Here is a 20284-nt window from a genome sequence, read left to right on the forward strand (position 1 = left end):
CAGGTTGCTCTAATCGCGAAAACACGAAAGGGCGAAAACGCGAAAGGATCAGCGAGTGAAATGAATTCCAATGCAATTTATGGTTTGCTTCTATATTAAGACCATATCCTATTTCGTGCTTTCGGAAGTTTCGCTCTTTCGCGATTAATAATCCGTGAATTTGACACGCACCCTTCCTCTCGACTTAGCTGCACAAAACAAGTAAAATATAATTGTGAAAATAACAGCTCCATGGGTGCTTAAATGAGTTTGGATGCAATTATAGACAAGTGTATAGGATCCGGAGACTTGTCCAGAGATGATATAGTTTATCTGCTAAACCTGGACAACAAGCAGGATGTCGATGGCATTCTTAAAGCCGCCGATAGTGTCCGCAAGTCGTGCTGTGGTGATGCTGTTCAGATCAGGGCACTGGTGGAGTTTTCAAATATATGCGCGCGTCAATGCAATTATTGCGGGCTTCGCTCACCAAATAAAAAAGTCACCCGGTACAGAATGTCCCCGGATGAGATTGTTGACCTAGCTGCAAAATTAGGTGCCAAGGGGCTGAAAACTATAGTCCTTCAATCAGGTGAGGACCCATATTATACCGGTGAGATAATGGCCGATATCGTGCGCCGGATCAAGTCTTCAGCCGATATGGCAATCACTCTGAGTGTTGGCGAGCGGCCTTATGAAGACTATAAACTCTGGAAAGAAGCAGGAGCCGACAGATATCTGCTCAGGCACGAGGCTGCAAATCGAGAGCTGTATAAGCAACTCCATCCGGACAGCGATTATGATAACCGTATGCGATGCATTCAATCACTGCGCGAACTGGGATACCAAGTCGGGGTGGGGTGCATGGTCGGCGCTCCTGGCCAGACTATCGAGCATCTGGCGGATGATATCGAGTTTTTCAAAAAATTCCAACCCGATATGATTGGCATAGGTCCATTCATATCACACCCCCAGACTCCATATGCAAATGAACCCGGCGGGACGGTCGAAATGACTTTGAAAATGGTCGCGCTCGCCAGGATCGTAACTCGTAATGCTCTGCTGCCTGCTACAACTGCTATCGGCTCAATCGAAGAAATGGGCCGCGAGATGGCTCTAGAAGCAGGGGCGGACGTTGTGATGCCAAACTACACTCCTCTCAAATACCGCGAGAATTATGAAATATACCCCAACAAGCGCTGTATATCCGAAGACCCGGAGCAGTGCCACTCCTGCATGCGTCTGAGAATCCAGGCTATAGGGCGCACCGTTTCCACTGATCACGGCCACTCACGCAAAAATATCTGATTCAAGTAAGAATTATCGCTTCCCCGTTAGAACCGTGCGTAAAGTCTGCAGTTGCAAGTTGAATTTTGCGTGCACACAAAATGGTTAACCACTCTTGACAAGCTGTCAAAACTCAGCTATACTCACAATAGTAAAAGATGTAGCATCTGTAAATGTGCGCATACATCAATTTGCTGTAAAATCCTTTTGTTCCCCTGTTTTTGGGGTGTAGTTTGAGTGCTGGCAGGCGGCTCATCAATGCGGGCAACTAGTAAAGAAAGGTTGCTTAATATGAAAAGAAGAGGGTTTACATTAATTGAGTTGCTGGTGGTAATTGCCATTATTGCAATACTTGCCGCGATTCTGTTTCCGGTCATCACTAATGCAAAAGAAAAAGGTAGACAGGCACAGTGCTGCAGCAATATGAAGCAGTTGGTAGTAGGTGTGCGTATGTATTGCGATGACAACAATGGCTACATGCCGTTCTGCTTTCCGAATGAGCATGACTGGGCAGGAGCAACTGTGTGTGCCCAACCAAGCCAGTGGCACGTAGACCAGTCGCCTGTATTCCAATACGTTAGGAATGCTCGCATTTTTAAGTGTCCATCGGATTCTAGAACAAATTATCCGCTGTCCTATTCTATGAATCCTTCAATTGCGAGTCTTTATGGTAGTACACGCAGAAAACTCGAGCCGGCTACGGCAGGTCGTGCTTCAAGGATTGTCATGTTGGTTCAGGAAAAGAGTAATAATGACAGCTACTGCTCATGGTGGGATCCCGATCACTCTGATGATTTCAGCAAAGTTCATCTTGATGGAACAAATGTTGGCTGGGTAGATGGTCATGTGAAATTTGAAACCGAAAAATACTTGAATTCGGAAAAAGCAAAGGGCTTGGCTAGTAATGCGGATTGTATTTGGAAAGCTAATCCAGGTTATTAGTCCACCTATACAATACATACGGGTTTTTAATGAGGCTGCCACAAAATGGCGGCCTCAATTTTTTTGTGTGTATCCATAATTTCGGATACAGTTTCTTGTGCTCACAACTCATAACACGTAACCCTCAAATTTGCTGGCACACAAATTGCTATCAGTTGCTCCTGCAAGAAAGGGGGGACTCCATTGTCATCAGAGTTCTTTTCAGATATTGCGTCAACAGTGCTTTCAAAGTCACTCGACGCCTCGGCTGCTCGGCAAAAGACAATTGCAAATAACATTGCAAATGTCGAAACACCGGGTTATAAGCGCAGCTACGTAGATTTTGAGACCGAGCTTAAGAGGGTTATGGACCTCAAAGATGGTCACGATCAGCGAAAGAGCCTGCGTGAACTTGAACCGGTCCGCCGCACAGACGTTGTGAGTCCCGCGAAACCGGACGGCAATAACGTCAACATCGACGGTGAAATTGCCGATCTGGCGAAAACTCAGGGCACCTACAGAGCTGCAACTACCTTACTTGAAGATAAAATTGCACTTCTACGCACTGCAATAAAGGAGGGCAAGTAAGACATGGGACATAATTCCGCATTTGATATAAGCGCATCGGGGATATTTGCCCAGCGTACACGAATGGACGCCATTGCAAACAATATCGCTAACGCAGATTCAACACGAACTGAAGAGGGTGGGCCATATCGCAGACAGACGGTTACATTTAAGGCTGTCTATGACGATGCTGTGGGCAACCAAGTAGTTCCGTCTGGTGTGAAAGTTGACAGCGTTCAGGAGAGTCCGACCGACTATCGCACAGTATATGACCCCGGACATCCTGATGCTGACGCAAACGGATATGTGCGTATGCCTAATGTGAATGTAGTGGAAGAGATGGTTGATATGATATCTGCCACACGCGCATATGAGGCCAACGTGACAGCCCTGAATGCCGCAAAGCAGATGACATCATCGGCGATAGATATCGGAAAGGCCTAGGGAGAATATAAATGAGAATCTCACCAGTCAATTTTCCCGGGCCGATCAGTCCGCTAACCAGTGTGAATTCCCCATCGGCAAATTCTACGGTTAACGGTTCAGACAATGGCAGTTTTAGCAAGGCATTGAATGTCAGTATCGATGAGCTCGATGATGCGCAGGACAAGAACGACACCTCAGTGTCAGAACTTGTCAAAAAGGGTGTCAAGGAAGTCAATAACCTGCAAAGCCAGGCAGATGATTTGGCAGAGAAGCTGGCGTCAGGAGATATCGAAAATGTCCATGAGGCAATGATCGCGATGCAAAAGGCCAAACTGGCATTCGAGTTTACAGTGCAGGTAAGAAACAAGGTCATTGATGCCTACCAAGAGATTATGAGGATGCAAGTCTAGGGATTTGATATTGAGTATTGCGTATTGAGTATTTGTGCCGTGAAACATGGCATCTGTATGTCAACAAAATAATCAATACAAAATACCAAATATCAAATCAGTTGGGGGTTGTATGGATCAGATAACAAAATTCGGCCCATTAGCGGCTTTAGCAAAAATGTGGAGCGAGCTCACCGTGACACAGCGCGTTGTTGTCACGGCTTTTGGGGTTTTGGCTATTGCTTTGATGCTCTTTGTCGGCATAGCCGCCACAAAACCGCGGATGTCTGTGCTGTTTTCGAGCCTTGCTCAGGAAGATGCAGGCGCAATAGTTCAAAAGCTTGAAGAGCAAAAGATTTCATATAAGCTCTCTGGCGATGGAACCACTATCGAAGTGCCTGAGAATAAGGTTTACGATCTGCGCCTCCAACTCGCAACCCAGGGACTTCCTCAAGGTGGAAACGTAGGCTTTGAGCTTTTTGATAAGACAAACTTTGGCATGACCGAATTTACCGAGAAAGTGACCTATCAAAGAGCCGTGACGGGAACGCTTACGCGTACTTTGTGCCATCTCGCGCCTGTTATGGATGCCAAGGTCTTGCTGAGTATGCCTGAACAGAAGATATACTCATCCGAGCAGGAACCGGCCAAAGCTTCAGTCGTGCTCAAGCTCCGCAGAGGAATGCCGCTGAGTGACGAGCAGGTGGGGGGAGTCGTGCATCTCGTTTCATCTGCGGTTGAAGGCTTGACTCCGACCAATGTCACTGTGCTCGACACGGACGGCAATGTGCTTTCCGAAGGTGCCGGTGCAGGCGGCAGTGGTCTTATGACGGCAAGCCAGACCAAGATGAAGCGTCAGTATGAGTCCGAATTGTCTCAAAATCTGCAGAGTATGCTCGCGAAGATAGTAGGTGCAGACAAGGCGGTTGTCAGAGTAAGCGCAGATATGAGTTTTGACCAGACTCAGACCAAATCGGAAGAGTATGATCCTGCCACACCCGCACAAGGTGCAAATGGGGAAGCGAAGGGTGTGCTCTTGTCTGAGGACAAGACCAGTGAGACATATGCCGGCGGTGTGTTGCCTCCGGGCGGTGTGCCTGTCACGAATGCCTCCGGCTCAGCAAAGGACAGTTATCGACGGACACAGTCTACAGCGCAATATCAGGTTACAAAGCGAATTCAAGAAACCGTGAATGCGCCGGGCAAGCTGCAAAGGCTGTCGGTTGCCGTGCTTGTTGATGACAAGGTTGAGCCTGTCAAGGTCGAGGCCATTAGGGAGGCTGTAATTGCAGCTTCAGGTATTGATGCAAAACGTGGTGACCAGGTTACGGTTCAGAGGGTAGGATTTGACACGGCATCGGCAAAAGCGGTCGATGCTGAGATGGCAAAGGAGTCGAGAGCCGAGCTAATTCAGACAATTGTCAAGAATGCCGGCGCAGCCCTGCTTCTGATAGTGTTCCTGGTGTTCTTGAGAATGATAATCAAGCAGATAAAGGTCCAAGTGCCGGCAGCAGAGTTGCCGGTGGATGCAGCGCAAGAACCAGGTCTTGATGCTGGTTCCACTCTTGTGCCAAATCCCGCAAAATTATTAGATACGGCTGGCAATCAGGCGTTTGCACAGACGCCGCCGTTGAAGCAGCCAGCAGATGGATTTAGCACTGATCAGCCACAGAAAAACACACTGCCGCCGGAGATAACGCAGTCAAGCCCTGAAGACCTGGCCAGACTGGTCAGAAACTGGATGGCAGAGTCGTAAACGGAGAAGAAGATGGCACTCAAAACGCATGATTTAACAGGTATTGATAAAGCTTCCGTGCTGTTGATGTCGCTTGGAGCATCAAGATCAGCTAAGGTGTTTGAGCATCTGGACGCATCTGAACGTGAGTTGCTGGGTGCGCACATCGCCGGGCTTCGACATGTTGATGATGTAATTCGGCAGGTGGTTTTTGAAGAGGTGAGTTGTTACATAAAGAGCGGGCATCAGGCTGAAATCGAAAAAGATGCTGTAGGTTCGGACGAACCACTGAAGTGGCTGGAGAAACTCGATCCTTGCGATGTTGCTTTATTGCTTGGGTCAGAAAGACCGCAAAATGTAGCGCTTGTGTTGGCGCATCTGGCTCCTCAAGCGGCGGCATTAGTGCTTTCAAATCTCGGCGAAGGTCTGCGAAATCAAGCGACCAGCCGGTTGATAGGCATGAGGCCGCCATCACGTGAGGTTGTTGAGGCAGTAGACGAGGCTATGCGCAAACGGTTTGCCGGAACGTCCGGGCGCGCACAAACAGCAGCCCGCGAGACATTGTTGGGCTTATTGGGAAATGCTAAAGAGCGTGTGAGAGAGTCAATTGTGGGTGTGGTTTCCAAACCTGAGCCAAAAGGGATGTTTGTTGGAAATGACGATTTTGCATCTCCTGAGGCTCTTGTGAGCTTTACGGATTCCGAGGTGCGCAAATTTATATCAGAGATAGACAGAGAAGATTTGTATCTTGCACTGAGGGTTGCCAGTGATGACCTCAAATCGGTGATTGTAAGAAATGCGCCGGAAGACCTGGCCTTGACCATTCACCGTGAACTTGTTTCTCCGCTTCAAGCACGTTTGAGGGAGATTGAGTTTGCGCAGGAGCGCTTTGTCAATGTGATGCAGCGGATAAAGAATGAAACAGGTTCGGACTTGTCGGTTTCATCTCTGGAGGTTTCTGTTGACTAGCGTTATCAAGTATGACAAGAACTCATGTGTACTTGCTGGGCCGGTGAAATTACAGCATCTGGATATACCTGAGCCTCAACCTGGAGAGAAAATAGATCCTGTTGCAGATGCGATTCGCGAGGCTGACGCAATAGTATGTCGAGCACAAGCTGAAGCAGAATCTATCAGGGAAGAGGCGCAAGCGCAGGGATATAAGATCGGTCTGAGTGAAGGCAATGAGCGCTTTCAGAATCTGATGGAGCGCTTGGAATCGGATATACAGGCGCTGGTCGAAGATAGGCAAGCCATATTGGGTGCCATTGAGCCTGATGTGCTAAAGCTATGCGTCGCATCTGTCGAGAAGATAGTTAGGCATGAAATAAAAACCGATCCTAAAGTCGTGCTTCGAGTAATCAAATCTTGTCTGCGCAGATTAAGAGATACATCTGACGTGCGGATAAGAGTGAGCGTTGCCGAACTCGAAGAAGTAAGAGCAAAACGAGATGAGCTGTTGAGTTTGGCTGATGGCCTGAAATCAATCAGTATTATAGACGACCGTCGAGTATCGCCCGGCGGCTGCGTTATTGAGACTTCATCCGGCGATTTTGACGCAACAGTCGAAAACCAGCTGGACCGGATTAATAAGAAATTGGGAGAGACTTACGAAGATGGCCGTGGCCAATGTCCCGGATCTGACTAAATATAGCCGAGCGATTGGCGCCTTGGATACTGTTCAGCAAAACGGCCGAGTATCACAGGTTATCGGTGTGCTCGTCGAGTCGTGTGGGCCGACATGCGGGGTTGGCGAGATATGTGAGATTCACAATTCTCGCAGCGAACCGCCTGTGCTTGCCGAAGTTGTCGGGTTCAGAGAGTCAAGGACTCTGCTGATGCCTTTTGGAATCGTAAGCGATATTCGGCCCGGAAGCCCCGTGATAGCCATGGGGTCGTCTTTGCGTGTGGCGGTCGGGCGAGAGCTTCTTGGCAGAGTGCTGGATGGTCTTGGTAGGCCGCTGGACGGCAAGGGCGGAATCGTCAAGGAAGCTGAAGTTACGGCCGCATGCCAACCTCCGCATCCGCTCTCACGTCGAAGAATATCGAGCCCGTTGACATTTGGCGTGCGCACTATCGACGGCCTGCTGACTATCGGCAAAGGACAGAGAATTGGAATTTTTGCGGGAAGCGGCGTCGGCAAGAGCACTCTTATGGGCATGATAGCCCGAAATACTTCAGCGGATGTCAACGTTATAGCGCTGATCGGCGAACGAGGCCGTGAAGTGCGCGACTTTCTTGAAAAGGACCTTGGGGAAGAGGGTTTGGCGCGCAGCATTGTGATTGTCGCGACTTCCGACCAGGTTCCGGTCGTGCGTTTGCGAGGCGCACAGGTAGCCACAGGAATCGCTGAGTATTTCAGAGATTGCGGTCTGGACGTTTTGCTGATGATGGATTCAGTTACGCGTGTTGCTTGGGCGCAGCGAGAGATCGGGCTTGCTTCGGGAGAACCTCCGACTACCCGCGGCTATACGCCGTCAGTTTTTGCGACTCTGCCTCAGCTTTTGGAAAGAGCAGGGACATCCGAAAAAGGCTCGATAACCGGATTATATACCGTACTGGTCGAGGGTGACGATATGAACGAACCTGTCGCCGATACTGTCCGAGGTATACTAGACGGCCATATCGTTCTCAGCCGCGCTCTTGCAGCAAAGAATCATTACCCGGCTATAGACGTTCTTTCGAGTGTGAGCCGAGTTATGCCTGATGTGACGACCAAAGAGCACAGAAAAAATGCGGGCAAGCTCAGAGACACATTGGCTACATACAAATCGAGCGAGGATTTGATTAATATAGGCGCTTATGCTCACGGCAGCAATGCAGGTATCGATTACGCTTTGAGCAAGATCGATGACGCTAATGCATTCTTAAAGCAGGCTGTTGATGAGCCTAGCGATTTCGATACAACGGTAGCGACCTTGAGCAGGATGTTTGGAGACAATGAAGCGGTTTAAGTTCAGGCTGCAAACACTGCTCGACCGGCGTAAATCGCGTGAAGAGCAACTTCTTGCACAACTGGGTGAGTTGAGGCGTGAAGAGGCCAACGAACTCGAGCGCCTGAATGCTCTTTGTTGTCGATTAGATACGGCATGGCTGGATGTTGAAGAGGCACTGGGTAGAAATGCCCCTGCTGAGGAGCTTTGCCGCCTTGACGAGTATGCGAAGACTACTCGCGACGATATTAATGTTCAGAAGCTGACTCTGGAAGCTGTGCGAGAGAGAGTGGAAGCGAAGCGCAAAGAACTTGTGAACGCAATGCAGGAGCGTCAGGTGCTGGAGGCTCTGCGCGATAAGCAGGAGCACGAATATCTGATGGATATCGCCAGAGCGGAGCAAAATGAGCTTGATGAGATGGCTTCGGTAAGATATGCAAGAGGAATGTAAATGCTGGAAAATGTGACGGCCGTCATGGCACGCGTTGAGGAGATAAAGTCGCGTTTTCAAAGCGCGCGGGCTAGTGGGGAGGTTACTATTGCTCCCCATTCAACTGCGTCTGCGCCATCTCAGACACAATCGGCGTCGCAGTCGGCATCGGTCCAGCCATATTTTCCGAGCTATCTGGTTAAGCAGGCGCAAAAAGTCGGCAAAAACTCAGTCTGCGATATCTCGTCATATCAAAACATAATTGATACAGCCGCATCCAAATATGGTGTCGATCCGGCACTTCTTAAGGGTGTGATCCGAGCTGAAAGCGGGTTTAGGTCAAACGCTGTTTCAAGCGTAGGAGCGCAAGGGTTGATGCAGTTGATGCCGTCAACAGCCAAGGCGCTGGGTTGCTCGGACCCGTTTGATCCTAAGCAAAACATTGATGCGGGGGCGAAGTATCTGAAGCAGCAAATAAATAGGTTCGGCAGTGAGGAGCTAGCTCTTGCGGCCTACAATGCCGGTCCGGGTGCTGTTGCAAAATATGGCGGAGTACCGCCTTACCGCGAGACACAAAACTATGTGCACAAAGTGCTCTCATACCGCGACGATTATTCGTCGCAGTGAGATAACATCCTAAGAAGAAAGGAGGTGAACAAATAATGACAGACGCAATAACTGCAATTGCTCCTCAGAGCACTGGAACGGTGAATACAGCCGGGCAGGGAAGCGGAAACACAGGAAAAGATGGCTCACTGTTTTCCGATGTTCTCAGCAGCACAATCAAGGAAGATAAACAGGTTCAGGCAAAAGATGCCAAGCAAACTGAGAGTCAGGCAACTGAGCAAAATGATGATAAGCAGGCTGATTCACAAGCAGTAGAACTTACTGACGGCAAGCAAGCTGACGTAGCCGATGCGCAGATTGCGGCACAGTTGATGGCTGTTGTTAATGCTCCGGTTCAACAATCGATTCCGCAAACGGTTCAAAAGACTGATGTGAGCGCTTCGGATATGGCAATAACCGAAGTTGCGGCGGATGTTAAGAATGATTCTAAAACGACGATCCAAACTCCGGTATCGCAAGCCGAAGAAGTGTTGCAGGGACCGAGTGAGGCTCTACAAGCGATAGTCGATGGCACAAACGCCGTTTCGGGCAAGGAAGCCGATAAGCAGCCTGTTGTAGATATGATGGGCAATCAGGCCAATGATGGAACTAGGCTTGTCGAAGGTGCGATGAAGAACACACAGACAATGCGTGTTGGTCCGGATGTCAAGATGGTTGAAGTCAATGCGACATCAGAATCTGCAAACACAAATCAGAGCGCGAAAACGGTTGATACATCAATGAAAATGCCGGATGGCAATCAATCAGCCACGGATAACAAGGTTTCTCTCGATGCTTCGTCTCAGACAAGGATCGAAGTGACCGCATCCGCGGAGCCGTCGCGTGAGTTTACTATCAAGCCACAGGTTATGAGTCCCGTGAGCGGCCAAGCTGAATCTGCAAATACTCTGATCAGTGATGCTGTCAGTCAGGTCGCATCAACGGAAAAAAGCGGTGTCAATGCCGATACATCAGGTTCGCAGAACAATCTGACGGCGTTGTTTACAGGTCAGACACTTTCAGATACAACAGTGAAGCAGACCACGCAGGCTCAACCGACGCAGGCCACGACAAATGCCGATCAGCCGTTGCATACACGAATAATCGATCAGATTGTCCGTGATGTTAAGCTGATCAAGCTGCCGCAGCAAAACGATCTGGTGGTCAAGCTCTCGCCGCCTGAACTCGGCGCTCTTCGTGTGCAGATTACTCAGGCCGAGCAGGGACTGACCACGCAAATTCAAACCAGCGGTGATCAGGTACGTGGATTGTTACAGGCTCATTTGCCTGCACTCAATCAAGCTTTCTCAGATGCTGGGCTGAAGATGGACTCGGTGTCGGTAACTTCGGGCACATCATTTGGATCGCTGATGCAGGACTCAACAAATGGCAACGCGCAGCAGCAATCAGGCAGCCAAAGCCGACACTATTCAGGTTCGCAGGATGCAAATGGTAATCTGGCAGCAGCAAATATGCCGACCTTAGCTACAGGTGGTGAAACCACAACATACAGTTGGTTGGCGTAGGAGGTAATGAAATGTCAACAACCAGTGCAGTATCAGGTACTTCGAGCACAAGCTCGGGTACTACAACAAGCACTACGCAAAAGACGCTTGATCAAAATGCTTTTTTGAAGCTATTGATGACAGAGATGCAGAATCAGGATCCGCTAAGTCCTATGGACAACACGGAATATGTCGCACAGCTTGCGCAGTTCTCATCGCTGGAACAAATGCAGCAGATGAATTCCGCTCTGGATTCTATGAACACGTCTTATAGCTCAAATCAAGCTCTGAGCCTTGTGGGTAAGACTGTCACTTACCAATCACCGGACGATGCGACTGCCACCCTGACAGGCACAGTCAGCGGAGTTGTGTTCGAAGACGGCACAGCAAAGCTCAAAATCGGCTCAGATACGGTGGGTTTGGATGCAATTGAGCAGATTTACACAGACTCATCGCTTGGGGTGGGGCAAAAGTCCCAGTATGCGCTTCAGCTTATAGGGCAAACTGTCGATTACTATACCACTTCCGGCGAATATGCCACTGGGAAAGTGGATAGTGTATCGTATGAAAACGGTTGGCCAACGCTTAATATAGGTTCGGATTCGGTGTCGTTGAGCAACGTGGCAGGCGTTCACCAGAGCGCTGATGACATTGAATCAGATCAGGCTGCTACTATTGCAGCAGCGATGGTCGGCAAAAATGTCGTATACACCGATCCATCAGATTCAAACAAGACACTTACCGGTGTGCCGTCGAGTGTGATGAAAGACAGCGATGGAAAAGTGCAATTGCTGATCGGGACCACTAAAGTTGATCTGGCCGATGTGGTCAAAGTATATGCAAAGAACGAGTCATAGGCTGACAATCAAACGGCAGCCATTAGGCAGGTACGGAAATTGCTGATATGGTTCCGAGTGTCAATCTATCTGAAAGGAGAGACAGGATGTCTCCAGTCAGGCTAAACACAAATATAGCTGGTGTAAACAGTGCGTCGGCAAGGCAAACCTCCGGGAGGTCTATTCAGGGGGACAAGTCTTTCCAGTCGCAACTGCAGACCGAGCTATCGAAACAGACAGGGATCAAATTGTCTGCTCATGCTCAGAAAAGGTTTGCTGAGCGAAATGTTGAGTTTGGTGAAAATGAGCAGGCAAGGCTTGAATCCGGTATGGACCGAATTCAGGCGAAAGGCGCGGATAAGTCGCTTGTTTTGATGGACAATCTCGCCTTTGTCGTCAGCGCTCGAAATAGAACCGTGATTACTGCAGTCGATTCGGACAATGCGAAAGACGCAGTCTTTACCGGAATTGAGAGCGCGGTAATAGTCTGAGACTTTTAGATCTCAGTATCTGATATATTAGCACTGGACCTCTGATGAGGAAGTGCGGGGCTGCCGACCTATTGAAGCAGCCCATTTGAAATTGGGAGGTCAAATAAAAATGATTCAGGCAATGTATAGTGGCATCACTGGCATGAAGGCGTTCAAAACACAGCTTGATGTCATTGGTAACAATATTGCAAACGTTAACACGACTGCCTACAAGGCAGAAAGCATATCTTTTCAAGAGACGCTTACACAAACAATAAAAGGCGCCAGTGCGCCTACAAGCGATAACGGTGGTATAAACCCATCTCAAGTCGGACTAGGTGTCGCAGTCGGCACAATAAATATAGACAATAGCCAGGGCAATAAGACAGCCACAGGCAAAGACACCGACCTTGCTGTTGATGGCAATGGCTATTTCGTGTTGGGTAACAGTGATTCTGTTGCCTATACACGTGATGGCAGCTTTGCCCTCGATTCTCAGTATAACCTGGTTTCTTCTTCCTCAGGAATGAAAGTCCTGGGCTGGCAGGCCGACCTGAACACCGGTGTGCTCGATACCTCGAAGGCAGTAGCCAGCGATTCCGGTATTAAAATTCCGGTCGGTGGGCTATCACTTGCTCAACAGACATCAAAGGTTACTCTTGCCGGTAATCTCGATGCATCGGCTGCAGACAATACTGAATACAAAATGCAGTTTGATGTCTACGACTCATTGGGTGTAACGCACCAGGTTCATGTTAAGTTCAAAAAGTTGCCTGTTGATGAAACAGTAACTCCTGCTGTCAAGCCCTCTACTTGGGGATATGAGGTAACCAGTCCTGATGTGACCGGCACTATAACCAGTGGCAATATAGCATTTGATGACAAGGGCTATAGCACACTTGATACTATTAATCTGTCCATGACTTTGGCAACACCAGACGGGTCTAAAGATCCGCTTGTGGCTTCAATCAATGTTGGTGATCTCAGCCAGCTAGATGCCACCACAAGTAGTGTCAACATGTCCTATCAAGACGGTCTTGCTTTAGGTACTCTGGAGTCATACGGTATTGATTCCAGCGGCACAATAGTCGGCACATTTACCAATGGCTCTTCCAGAACCCTTGGCCAGATTGCTTTGGCTGGGTTCAATAATCCCGCTGGTCTGGACAGAGTCGGCAACAACCTGGTGATGGAAAGTCCCAACTCAGGCAATGCGATAATTGGTGTTCCGGGTACAAACGGCATTGGGACCGTATCCTCAGGTTATCTTGAAGCCTCTAATGTTGATCTTGCGAATGAGTTTGCCAACATGATTACTGCTCAGCGTGGTTTTCAGGCAAACTCCCGTATTATAACGACTTCTGACGAGGTCCTTCAGGAACTCGTATCTTTGAAGAGGTAAATTGATTAGTCATTAGCTTCCCTCCAGGTATCTAGCTTGGAGGGAAGCTATGAGGAAATAGATATGATTAAGCTAACGCTCTATAACGACGCAGATGTAATCGTGAATGCGGACCTGATTGAGTCCGTGGAGCGCACACCTGATACCCTGGTTACTTTGACAACCGGCAAGAAAATCATGGTGCGTGAAGCGGTTGAAGATGTTGTCTCAAAGGTTGTTTTTTACCGGCGACTGATAGCTAAGAACCATAGAGTCTTTGGCGCAAAGGGTAACAAGGGCAACAGCTTGCTCAGAGCAGATGTGAAAGGTTATGAGAGATGGACCTAGCGACTGTCGCTGGCCTCGCGCTGGCATGGGGTGCACTATTTTTAAGCTTGAACATGGAAGGCGGATCTGTAAAAGATCTGTTTAATCTTCCAGCGCTTGTGCTTGTGGTTTGTGGCACTATCGGCGCGACCACTATCGGTTCAAGCGTAAAGATTCTTTCAACAATACCCTCCATTTTGAAGAATGTATTTGTAAGCACAAATTTGAATCAGACCGAGGTTATAGACCTTATGGTCGGGTTTGCAAAGATTGCGAGACGTGAAGGGGTATTGGCGCTGGAGGAAGCTGCCGAAAAAATAAACAACAGGTTTTTGCGTAAAGGCGTCGAGCTGGTTGTTGACGGAACTCCAAGCGTTATGGTGCGCGAGATTCTTGAGACCGAGATAGTTGCTATGCAAGACCGGCATAAGATGGGTGAAACAATATTTTCAACTCTTGGAGGGTTCTCGCCGACCCTTGGTATCATCGGAACGGTTATGGGTTTGATAAGCATGCTGGCCAAGCTCAATGAACCAGGGAAAATGGGGCATGCCATAGCAGCGGCATTTGTTGCAACACTATATGGTGTTGCTTTTGCCAACCTGGTATATTTGCCGATTGCAAGTAAACTTAAATCCAGGACGGCCGATGAAGTGCTTGCTTATGAGATGATCATCGAAGGCGTTATGTCTATTCAGGCGGGAGACAATCCCAGAATTGTTGAGACCCGAATGATGGCTTACCTTCCGCCCGCTATGAGAGCAGAAAGGGAGAAGGCAAAAGTCGAACGTGGTCGGGAAAAGATGGCGGCATGAGGAGAAAGTCGGAAAATGAAGAGCATGGCAGTTCCGAACGCTGGCTGCTGACATATGCAGATATGATCACGCTGCTGATGGCGTTTTTCATTATGATGTATTCGATGTCCGTGCTCAACTTGTCCAAATTCCGAGAAGCAGCATTTTCGATACGTTCAGGGTTTGGCGGGATGATAAATGGTCAAGGCAAATCGCCGCTTGGAGCAAGTGGAATGTTTGGTCCAAAACCATCGGCAGTTCAGGGGGATACTGCAGGTGTGTCATGGAGAGTCCTAAAACCGTTGGTGAATTTTATCGAGAACACATCGGGTGATAATACAGTCGCAATTGGTGAAGACCAAAGAGGCATAGTAATTACGATAGGTAGCGATGCCTTATTGTTTAAGTCAGGCAGTGCGACAATACGTGAAAATGCCTACCCGCTGCTCGATAAAATCGCCGGCACGCTAACGCAAACTGATAACCTTGTTCAGATAGAAGGGCATACATGCAATTTGCCGACCAGATCATCAAGATATCCCAGCAACTGGGAACTCTCAACAGCGAGGGCGACAAATGTCTTGAGATATCTTGTGGAGCGCAAAAAATTGCAGTCATGGAGATTTGCCGCCGCAGGATACGGAGATGTCAGGCCGGTGGCGATGAATGATACTGATGCAAACAGACGAAAGAATAGAAGGGTCGAGATAGTGATCTTGCGTCCCGATACTATATATGGCAAGGAAGCAAAGGAGAGTCCTAGAAGGATCAGCAATCCTGAGGATTCGGTTATACAAAGGAGCTTAGATTGATGATGAACAAAACAGGCATGGGCAAAACGATAATGATCATTGCATTGGGGGTTGTTGTCGTTTTGGGCGGAATCGGGTTCATGGCGTTCAAATCCAAAGGGGACGCGAAAGATGCAAAAGCAGTGAAACTCCCAACAACTGAAATGGAGCTTGGGGACTTTGTCGTCAATCTTGCCGATACATCGCAGGTAAGGTATCTGAAAACGACCGTGGTTCTTGCAGTAGAGGGAGCGAAGGCTAGTGGTGGTGGAGAAGGCGAATCAGGCGGAGCTGACGCTCGCATCAGAGACGCTGTCATAGAAGTGCTCAGCAGCAAGACATTTGCTCAATTATCTCAGCCGAATGGCAAGGAAAAACTGAAGAAAGATATAATCGCGGCTGTCAACGAACGCCTCGAAGAAGGCAAGGCCGTGGAAGTATATTTTAATGAATTCGCAATGCAGTAGGCATATAGCTCAGGAGGTGAAGATATGGGAGACGAAGTAATTTCTCAAGCCGAAATAGAGGCTTTAATAAGTGGCGCTGCACAAGCCAATGCTCAAGCAGATGGTGAACAGGCAGCGGATGCATCATCTGCAGCGCCGGAGCCTGAAAAGGTGGAAGCAGCGCCTGCTGCAGCGGCGGAGCCGGTGATAACGGTCAGTTCCGCGCCTGAGCCGGCAGTGCGTGCCGCAGCTTTTGCGCCGGTGGCTTCTGTTTCGGGTCCCGAACCCCGAAATGGTGTTGAATTGATAATGGATGTCCGGCTTAATGTGGCTGTCGAACTAGGCAGATCGACACTATCGGTGCGTGAAATATTGGCGTTGGGTCCGGGCAGGGTTGTTGAACTGGACAAGCATGCCGGCGAGCCGGTCGAGGTTGTCATTAACAACAAGACTGTTGCGCGCGGAGAAGTCGTTGTGATAGATGAGAACTTCGGTGTAAGGATAACCGAGATTGTCGGGGCAAATGAAAGGCATATCAATGCTAAGGCTGCTTAAAATAGCTGGCATAGTTCTTGCTGTGATCATGCTGCTTGCAGTAGCTGTGCCTTGCGTGGCTTCTAAGCCTGATGTGAAGAAGTCAGACAAGAGCTCGTCTCAAACGACAGTCGCGAAAGCAAATAGTGGAGAGCAGGACTTTCTTGCGTCGCTGGAATCGGCGAACAAGGAACCTTCGGATGAAAAAGAGGCTCCTGTTTATGTTACGGCCTTGAGTTTCATCTTCAAGCTGGCATTGGTGCTGGCTCTGGCCTATGGGACAGTCGTTGTCTTGAAGAAGTTTACGAACTTCAAGTCAACAATGGGTGCAAGTCAGGGACGGATAAGGGTCATCGAGCATTCCGCACTCGGAGCGAACAAGTCACTTCATCTTGTGGCGGTCGGCTCTAAGAGACTTCTGGTGGCATCGACCGCAAACCAGATCAGTCTGGTTGCGGAGCTTGACCCCGAAGAAGTTACTGAGACTGATGCAAATGTCCCCACCGGCGGCGAGCCGGCAGGCGGGTTTAAGGAACAGCTATCGATGTTTCTTGGCAACAAGACAGACACGACTGAGAGCGCAAAAACCGTCGCTCAAATGCTGAGGGAATCCAGTTCGTTTCTGCAAGACAAGGTGAGGGAAGTAGGATGCTTCCGAAGGACTTTTAGGGATGTCTGAGTTTCGCTCTACACAAATAGCAAAACGTATTACAGCCGTCATTCCGAGGAGGAACAACAAGGAATCTGCTGTTAAGGATATAAAAAGGCAAATATCCCGCATCGCTCGAAATGAGCAAGCGATCGTTGTGTTATTTGTATTGATGGTTGCGTGCCTTGTATTCGCTAGTGCGCCCTGCTTTGCTCAAAGCGGAACACCTGTGCCAAAGATAGACATAGGTGTGGGAAGCGCAAAAAGCCCCGAAGAGGTATCTAGTAGTCTGCAGATACTGTTTATATTGACCATTCTATCCCTTGCTCCTGCGCTGCTGATCATGCTGACATCATTCACACGGATTATTATCGTGCTCTCATTTACACGCAGTGCAATAGGCTCTGCTCAAGTCCCGCCCAACTCGGTTCTGGTCGGCCTTGCATTATTTCTGACATTCTTTACTATGGCTCCTGTGTGGCAGCAAGTTAATACAACCGCGCTTCAGCCATATATGAATCATAAGATATCGTTTGATAAGGCGACAAGCAATGCCACAGGCCCTATTAAGGACTTTATGCTGAAGCAGACCCGTCCAAAGGATATTGGCTTGTTTATTAACCTGTCGAAGTCGCCAAGACCGCATACTAAAGACGATCTGCAGATGCATGTGCTCATTCCTGCATTTCTAATCAGCGAACTCAAGACAGCTTTTACCATCGGTTTCGTAATCTTTATCCCATTCTTGGTAATCGACATGGTTGTCTCCGTGACTCTGATGTCGATGGGTATGATGATGCTGCCGCCGGTAATGATATCACTGCCTTTTAAGATACTGCTGTTCGTGCTTGTAGACGGCTGGCACCTCATAGTTCGCTCGCTTGCTCTGAGTTTCCACTAGCTCGTTTTTTATATCTTGTTTTTGATGGTCCGGGTCTAGGCCCGGACTTTTTACTGTACGCCTTATAGCTGCCCCAAGACACCCTGGCCCGAAAATTGCTATAACCACGTCTGGTGCAATTCGTAATGCACAACTAATAACTCACAACGGAGTAAGTAAATGACTGATGCCGGAGTTCTTGATCTAGCACAGCGCGCGGTTATGATAGCGCTTATGATATGCGCGCCGGCTTTGGGTCTGGGAATGGTTGTAGGTCTGGTGGTGAGCGTGTTTCAGGCTGCTACTCAGATTCAAGAGATGACACTTACATTTGTGCCGAAGATACTTGCTGTCGTGACTGCGCTTGTGGTCTTTGGGCCATGGATGCTCAGGAGCATGGTGTCTTTCACAACTAAACTATTCGTCAGTCTTCCCAATCTGGTGCACTGACCGTCTTTGCGTCTAAATGTCATAACGTTCCACGTCTAATCTCGACGTTATGACGCACGACGCAGTGACGTTGTGACTCAATAATTATGGATATCCTCGGATTTGGTATAGCTCAAATATTGACCTTTCTGCTTGTGCTTGCGCGAGTGGGTGGTATATTCACGTCAGCGCCCATATTCGGCAATACGAATGTGGCGCCGATGGTGCGTATCTGCATCGCGCTGGCGCTTACATTTGTGTTTTTGCCGATGGCGCAGCCCTGGAGCGCATCATTCGATCTGCTGCCGTTCTTTTTTGCGATTATAAAGGAGGCTATGATCGGAGTGTTGATGGGCTTTCTAGCTTCATTGATGTTTGCAGCGATTCAGATGGCCGGAGCCTATATCGACCTTTCGATGGGTTTTGGATTTGCGCAAGTAGTTGACCCGATGACCAAAGAGCAGAACGCTGTGCTCGGCCAGCTTCAAAACCTGGCAGCCACACTTGTTTTTCTTGCGGTGAACGGACATCACATAATGATAAGGGGCCTTGCGGATAGTTTTGCGATACTGCCTCTAGGCCAAATGGGTTTTTCACCGGAGACTGGTGCCGGTATGATGCAAATATTCGGAACGATCTTCCTTGCTGCTTTGAGGATAGCGGCTCCGGTTGTTGGGGCAATCTTCCTCACTGATGTCGCACTGGGTATTCTTGCCCGCACCGTTCCCCAACTCAATGTATTTGTCGTGGGCTTCCCGGCAAAGCTTACTGTTGGCCTTGTTGCAATGATGGCTGTGCTGCCGATAGCGGTGGGTGTAATGGTCGGTTTGTTTAGTGGAATGCATGGCGACATTATCGCTCTGCTGAAGCATTTGAAGGTATAGCGGATGGGACTTGAGGACAAAACCGAGTCGGCGACCCCCCGTAGGCGGCAAGAAGCTCGTGAAGAGGGACGCGTTGCGCGCAGTGTGGAGCTAAACTCGGCATTAATCTTACTTACGTCGCTGATTATCTTGCGCGTGACCGGTCCTATGGTCGTCGACAGACTTCGCGGCGTGGCAGTTGAATCATTTACTCGTTTTCCGACACATGATCTCGTGATTGGCGACGTCAGCTCACGGGTGGTACGGTTATTGCTGGCAATAGGCCCGGCGATTGCTCCTTTGGTATTAGGTGTGGCCGTTATCGGATTTGTGGCGAATGTACTACAGGTTGGGCTGACTATATCAGGCAAAGCGCTGCAGTTCAAGGCTGAGAGGCTGAACCCGCTCTCCGGTATAACCCGAATGTTTTCGATGCAGGCCGGGGTAGAACTGGCAAAGTCTGTAGCAAAGATTGCAATTATAGGATATATTGTTTTCTCATTTATTCGAGACAAATATACAGAGATCGCAAGTTTGACTGGCGCCGGATATTTTACAACTTGTTCTGTTATCGGACAACTCGTATGGCAGGTGCTTCTTCGAGCGGCGATTGCACTGTTTATCATCGCCGCGCTTGACTATATGTTCCAGCGTCATCAGCTCGAAAAGAGCATAAAAATGACTAAGCAGGAAGTCAAGGAAGACTTAAAACGGTCTGAAGGAGACCCGCTGATTAAGAGCAAGATCCGTCAAAAGCAGCGCCAGATGTCTCAGCGGAGAATGATGCGCGAGGTGCCTAAAGCGGATGTTGTCGTTACCAACCCGACGCATTTTGCGGTTGCTCTTAAGTATGATTCGGAGAGGGGCTCTGCGCCGATTGTCGTGGCCAAGGGCCAAGACCTTATTGCTAAGCGGATCAAGGAAATTGCAGGCGAAAACAATGTTCCCATTGTTGAAAATGTCCAGTTGGCCCGAGCGCTGTATGCTTCGGTTGAGATCGGTGACGAGATTCCAGCCGAACTCTACCAGGCAGTGGCTGAGATTCTTGCTTATGTATACAAACTCAGCAAGAAGCTGGCTAGATAGTCAAAAAGTTGAGCGCTTTC

The 20284-nt window shown here is 48.9% G+C and carries 25 protein-coding genes; all 25 read left to right on the forward strand.

Annotated elements, in window-relative coordinates:
- Positions 1–243: 243 nt before the first annotated feature.
- The 25 genes from hydE to flhB all read left to right on the forward strand — a co-directional run bounded on the left by hydE (position 244) and on the right by flhB (position 20264).
- Entirely contained in the window at positions 244–1287 is a 1044-nt protein-coding gene (hydE, locus tag ABFD83_13550; protein MEN6358095.1) for a [FeFe] hydrogenase H-cluster radical SAM maturase HydE, read from the forward strand.
- Positions 1288–1524: 237 nt separating this feature from the next.
- Positions 1525–2208 carry a prepilin-type N-terminal cleavage/methylation domain-containing protein gene (locus ABFD83_13555; GenBank protein ID MEN6358096.1) on the forward strand — a complete coding sequence of 228 codons (684 nt, stop codon included), beginning with the start codon at positions 1525–1527 and terminating at the stop codon, positions 2206–2208.
- 183 nt (positions 2209–2391) lie between these two features.
- Positions 2392–2775, forward strand: coding sequence for a flagellar basal body rod protein FlgB (gene flgB, locus ABFD83_13560; protein ID MEN6358097.1), 384 nt, complete (start codon positions 2392–2394; stop codon positions 2773–2775).
- Positions 2776–2778: 3 nt separating this feature from the next.
- Entirely contained in the window at positions 2779–3198 is a 420-nt protein-coding gene (gene flgC, locus ABFD83_13565; GenBank protein MEN6358098.1) for a flagellar basal body rod protein FlgC, read from the forward strand.
- A gap of 11 nt (positions 3199–3209) precedes the next feature.
- A complete protein-coding gene (fliE, locus tag ABFD83_13570; GenBank protein ID MEN6358099.1) occupies positions 3210–3590 on the forward strand; it encodes a flagellar hook-basal body complex protein FliE in 381 nt (126 codons plus the stop codon).
- 112 nt (positions 3591–3702) lie between these two features.
- Positions 3703–5325 (forward strand): flagellar basal-body MS-ring/collar protein FliF, encoded by a 1623-nt coding sequence (gene fliF, locus ABFD83_13575; GenBank protein MEN6358100.1) that lies wholly within the window; start codon positions 3703–3705, stop codon positions 5323–5325.
- A 12-nt stretch (positions 5326–5337) separates the two neighbouring features.
- Entirely contained in the window at positions 5338–6273 is a 936-nt protein-coding gene (locus tag ABFD83_13580) for a FliG C-terminal domain-containing protein (GenBank protein ID MEN6358101.1), read from the forward strand.
- Positions 6266–6952, forward strand: a complete 687-nt coding sequence (locus ABFD83_13585) for a FliH/SctL family protein (protein MEN6358102.1) — start codon at positions 6266–6268, stop codon at positions 6950–6952. The genes ABFD83_13580 and ABFD83_13585 overlap by 8 nt, the downstream gene beginning before the upstream one ends.
- On the forward strand, positions 6921–8258 hold the full coding sequence (fliI, locus tag ABFD83_13590; protein ID MEN6358103.1) for a flagellar protein export ATPase FliI: 1338 nt from the start codon (positions 6921–6923) through the stop codon (positions 8256–8258). The genes ABFD83_13585 and fliI overlap by 32 nt, the downstream gene beginning before the upstream one ends.
- A complete protein-coding gene (gene fliJ / locus ABFD83_13595) occupies positions 8245–8688 on the forward strand; it encodes a flagellar export protein FliJ (GenBank protein MEN6358104.1) in 444 nt (147 codons plus the stop codon). Before fliI ends, fliJ begins: the two co-directional genes overlap by 14 nt.
- Entirely contained in the window at positions 8689–9294 is a 606-nt protein-coding gene (locus tag ABFD83_13600) for a lytic transglycosylase domain-containing protein (protein ID MEN6358105.1), read from the forward strand.
- A gap of 35 nt (positions 9295–9329) precedes the next feature.
- Positions 9330–10799 (forward strand): flagellar hook-length control protein FliK, encoded by a 1470-nt coding sequence (locus ABFD83_13605; GenBank protein ID MEN6358106.1) that lies wholly within the window; start codon positions 9330–9332, stop codon positions 10797–10799.
- Positions 10800–10810: 11 nt separating this feature from the next.
- The gene (locus ABFD83_13610; GenBank protein MEN6358107.1) at positions 10811–11635 is read left to right on the forward strand and encodes a flagellar hook capping FlgD N-terminal domain-containing protein; all 825 of its coding nucleotides are present in this window, start codon (positions 10811–10813) and stop codon (positions 11633–11635) included.
- 86 nt (positions 11636–11721) lie between these two features.
- The gene (locus ABFD83_13615; GenBank protein ID MEN6358108.1) at positions 11722–12105 is read left to right on the forward strand and encodes a TIGR02530 family flagellar biosynthesis protein; all 384 of its coding nucleotides are present in this window, start codon (positions 11722–11724) and stop codon (positions 12103–12105) included.
- 109 nt (positions 12106–12214) lie between these two features.
- Positions 12215–13486, forward strand: coding sequence for a flagellar hook protein FlgE (locus tag ABFD83_13620; GenBank protein ID MEN6358109.1), 1272 nt, complete (start codon positions 12215–12217; stop codon positions 13484–13486).
- Between the two features lie 63 nt (positions 13487–13549).
- Positions 13550–13813 carry a flagellar FlbD family protein gene (locus ABFD83_13625; GenBank protein MEN6358110.1) on the forward strand — a complete coding sequence of 88 codons (264 nt, stop codon included), beginning with the start codon at positions 13550–13552 and terminating at the stop codon, positions 13811–13813.
- Entirely contained in the window at positions 13804–14607 is an 804-nt protein-coding gene (locus ABFD83_13630) for a flagellar motor protein (GenBank protein ID MEN6358111.1), read from the forward strand. Before ABFD83_13625 ends, ABFD83_13630 begins: the two co-directional genes overlap by 10 nt.
- On the forward strand, positions 14604–15398 hold the full coding sequence (locus ABFD83_13635) for an OmpA family protein (protein ID MEN6358112.1): 795 nt from the start codon (positions 14604–14606) through the stop codon (positions 15396–15398). Before ABFD83_13630 ends, ABFD83_13635 begins: the two co-directional genes overlap by 4 nt.
- Positions 15398–15844: a flagellar basal body-associated FliL family protein gene (locus ABFD83_13640; protein ID MEN6358113.1), complete on the forward strand. Its 447-nt coding sequence runs from the start codon at positions 15398–15400 to the stop codon at positions 15842–15844. The genes ABFD83_13635 and ABFD83_13640 overlap by 1 nt, the downstream gene beginning before the upstream one ends.
- Positions 15845–15868: 24 nt before the next feature.
- Positions 15869–16378, forward strand: coding sequence for a flagellar motor switch protein FliN (fliN, locus tag ABFD83_13645; protein MEN6358114.1), 510 nt, complete (start codon positions 15869–15871; stop codon positions 16376–16378).
- Positions 16347–17036, forward strand: coding sequence for a flagellar biosynthetic protein FliO (gene fliO / locus ABFD83_13650; protein MEN6358115.1), 690 nt, complete (start codon positions 16347–16349; stop codon positions 17034–17036). Before fliN ends, fliO begins: the two co-directional genes overlap by 32 nt.
- A 142-nt stretch (positions 17037–17178) precedes the next feature.
- Entirely contained in the window at positions 17179–17907 is a 729-nt protein-coding gene (gene fliP / locus ABFD83_13655; GenBank protein ID MEN6358116.1) for a flagellar type III secretion system pore protein FliP, read from the forward strand.
- Between the two features lie 159 nt (positions 17908–18066).
- The gene (fliQ, locus tag ABFD83_13660) at positions 18067–18336 is read left to right on the forward strand and encodes a flagellar biosynthesis protein FliQ (GenBank protein ID MEN6358117.1); all 270 of its coding nucleotides are present in this window, start codon (positions 18067–18069) and stop codon (positions 18334–18336) included.
- Positions 18337–18422: 86 nt separating this feature from the next.
- Positions 18423–19199: a flagellar biosynthetic protein FliR gene (gene fliR / locus ABFD83_13665; GenBank protein ID MEN6358118.1), complete on the forward strand. Its 777-nt coding sequence runs from the start codon at positions 18423–18425 to the stop codon at positions 19197–19199.
- 3 nt (positions 19200–19202) lie between these two features.
- Positions 19203–20264, forward strand: a complete 1062-nt coding sequence (gene flhB / locus ABFD83_13670; protein ID MEN6358119.1) for a flagellar biosynthesis protein FlhB — start codon at positions 19203–19205, stop codon at positions 20262–20264.
- Positions 20265–20284 lie beyond the last annotated feature (20 nt).

The sequence above is a fragment of the Armatimonadota bacterium genome (assembly GCA_039679645.1).
Lineage (GTDB): Bacteria > Armatimonadota > UBA5829 > UBA5829 > UBA5829 > UBA5829.

What these genes read in the sequence shown, in the direction of transcription:
- flhB (MEN6358119.1), top strand. Translation starts at nt 19,203, where the DNA reads ATGGGACTTGAGGACAAAACCGAGTCGGCGACCCCCCGTAGGCGGCAA.
- ABFD83_13580 (MEN6358101.1), top strand. Translation starts at nt 5,338, where the DNA reads ATGGCACTCAAAACGCATGATTTAACAGGTATTGATAAAGCTTCCGTG.
- fliJ (MEN6358104.1), top strand. Translation starts at nt 8,245, where the DNA reads ATGAAGCGGTTTAAGTTCAGGCTGCAAACACTGCTCGACCGGCGTAAA.
- ABFD83_13625 (MEN6358110.1), top strand. Translation starts at nt 13,550, where the DNA reads ATGATTAAGCTAACGCTCTATAACGACGCAGATGTAATCGTGAATGCG.
- ABFD83_13600 (MEN6358105.1), top strand. Translation starts at nt 8,689, where the DNA reads ATGCTGGAAAATGTGACGGCCGTCATGGCACGCGTTGAGGAGATAAAG.
- fliF (MEN6358100.1), top strand. Translation starts at nt 3,703, where the DNA reads ATGGATCAGATAACAAAATTCGGCCCATTAGCGGCTTTAGCAAAAATG.
- fliE (MEN6358099.1), top strand. Translation starts at nt 3,210, where the DNA reads ATGAGAATCTCACCAGTCAATTTTCCCGGGCCGATCAGTCCGCTAACC.
- ABFD83_13615 (MEN6358108.1), top strand. Translation starts at nt 11,722, where the DNA reads ATGTCTCCAGTCAGGCTAAACACAAATATAGCTGGTGTAAACAGTGCG.
- fliI (MEN6358103.1), top strand. Translation starts at nt 6,921, where the DNA reads ATGGCCGTGGCCAATGTCCCGGATCTGACTAAATATAGCCGAGCGATT.
- ABFD83_13605 (MEN6358106.1), top strand. Translation starts at nt 9,330, where the DNA reads ATGACAGACGCAATAACTGCAATTGCTCCTCAGAGCACTGGAACGGTG.
- ABFD83_13610 (MEN6358107.1), top strand. Translation starts at nt 10,811, where the DNA reads ATGTCAACAACCAGTGCAGTATCAGGTACTTCGAGCACAAGCTCGGGT.
- ABFD83_13630 (MEN6358111.1), top strand. Translation starts at nt 13,804, where the DNA reads ATGGACCTAGCGACTGTCGCTGGCCTCGCGCTGGCATGGGGTGCACTA.
- ABFD83_13555 (MEN6358096.1), top strand. Translation starts at nt 1,525, where the DNA reads ATGCGGGCAACTAGTAAAGAAAGGTTGCTTAATATGAAAAGAAGAGGG.
- ABFD83_13620 (MEN6358109.1), top strand. Translation starts at nt 12,215, where the DNA reads ATGATTCAGGCAATGTATAGTGGCATCACTGGCATGAAGGCGTTCAAA.
- fliQ (MEN6358117.1), top strand. Translation starts at nt 18,067, where the DNA reads ATGACTGATGCCGGAGTTCTTGATCTAGCACAGCGCGCGGTTATGATA.
- ABFD83_13635 (MEN6358112.1), top strand. Translation starts at nt 14,604, where the DNA reads ATGAGGAGAAAGTCGGAAAATGAAGAGCATGGCAGTTCCGAACGCTGG.
- fliP (MEN6358116.1), top strand. Translation starts at nt 17,179, where the DNA reads ATGGTTGCGTGCCTTGTATTCGCTAGTGCGCCCTGCTTTGCTCAAAGC.
- fliO (MEN6358115.1), top strand. Translation starts at nt 16,347, where the DNA reads ATGAAAGGCATATCAATGCTAAGGCTGCTTAAAATAGCTGGCATAGTT.
- ABFD83_13640 (MEN6358113.1), top strand. Translation starts at nt 15,398, where the DNA reads ATGATGAACAAAACAGGCATGGGCAAAACGATAATGATCATTGCATTG.
- fliR (MEN6358118.1), top strand. Translation starts at nt 18,423, where the DNA reads ATGGATATCCTCGGATTTGGTATAGCTCAAATATTGACCTTTCTGCTT.
- fliN (MEN6358114.1), top strand. Translation starts at nt 15,869, where the DNA reads ATGGGAGACGAAGTAATTTCTCAAGCCGAAATAGAGGCTTTAATAAGT.
- hydE (MEN6358095.1), top strand. Translation starts at nt 244, where the DNA reads ATGAGTTTGGATGCAATTATAGACAAGTGTATAGGATCCGGAGACTTG.
- flgC (MEN6358098.1), top strand. Translation starts at nt 2,779, where the DNA reads ATGGGACATAATTCCGCATTTGATATAAGCGCATCGGGGATATTTGCC.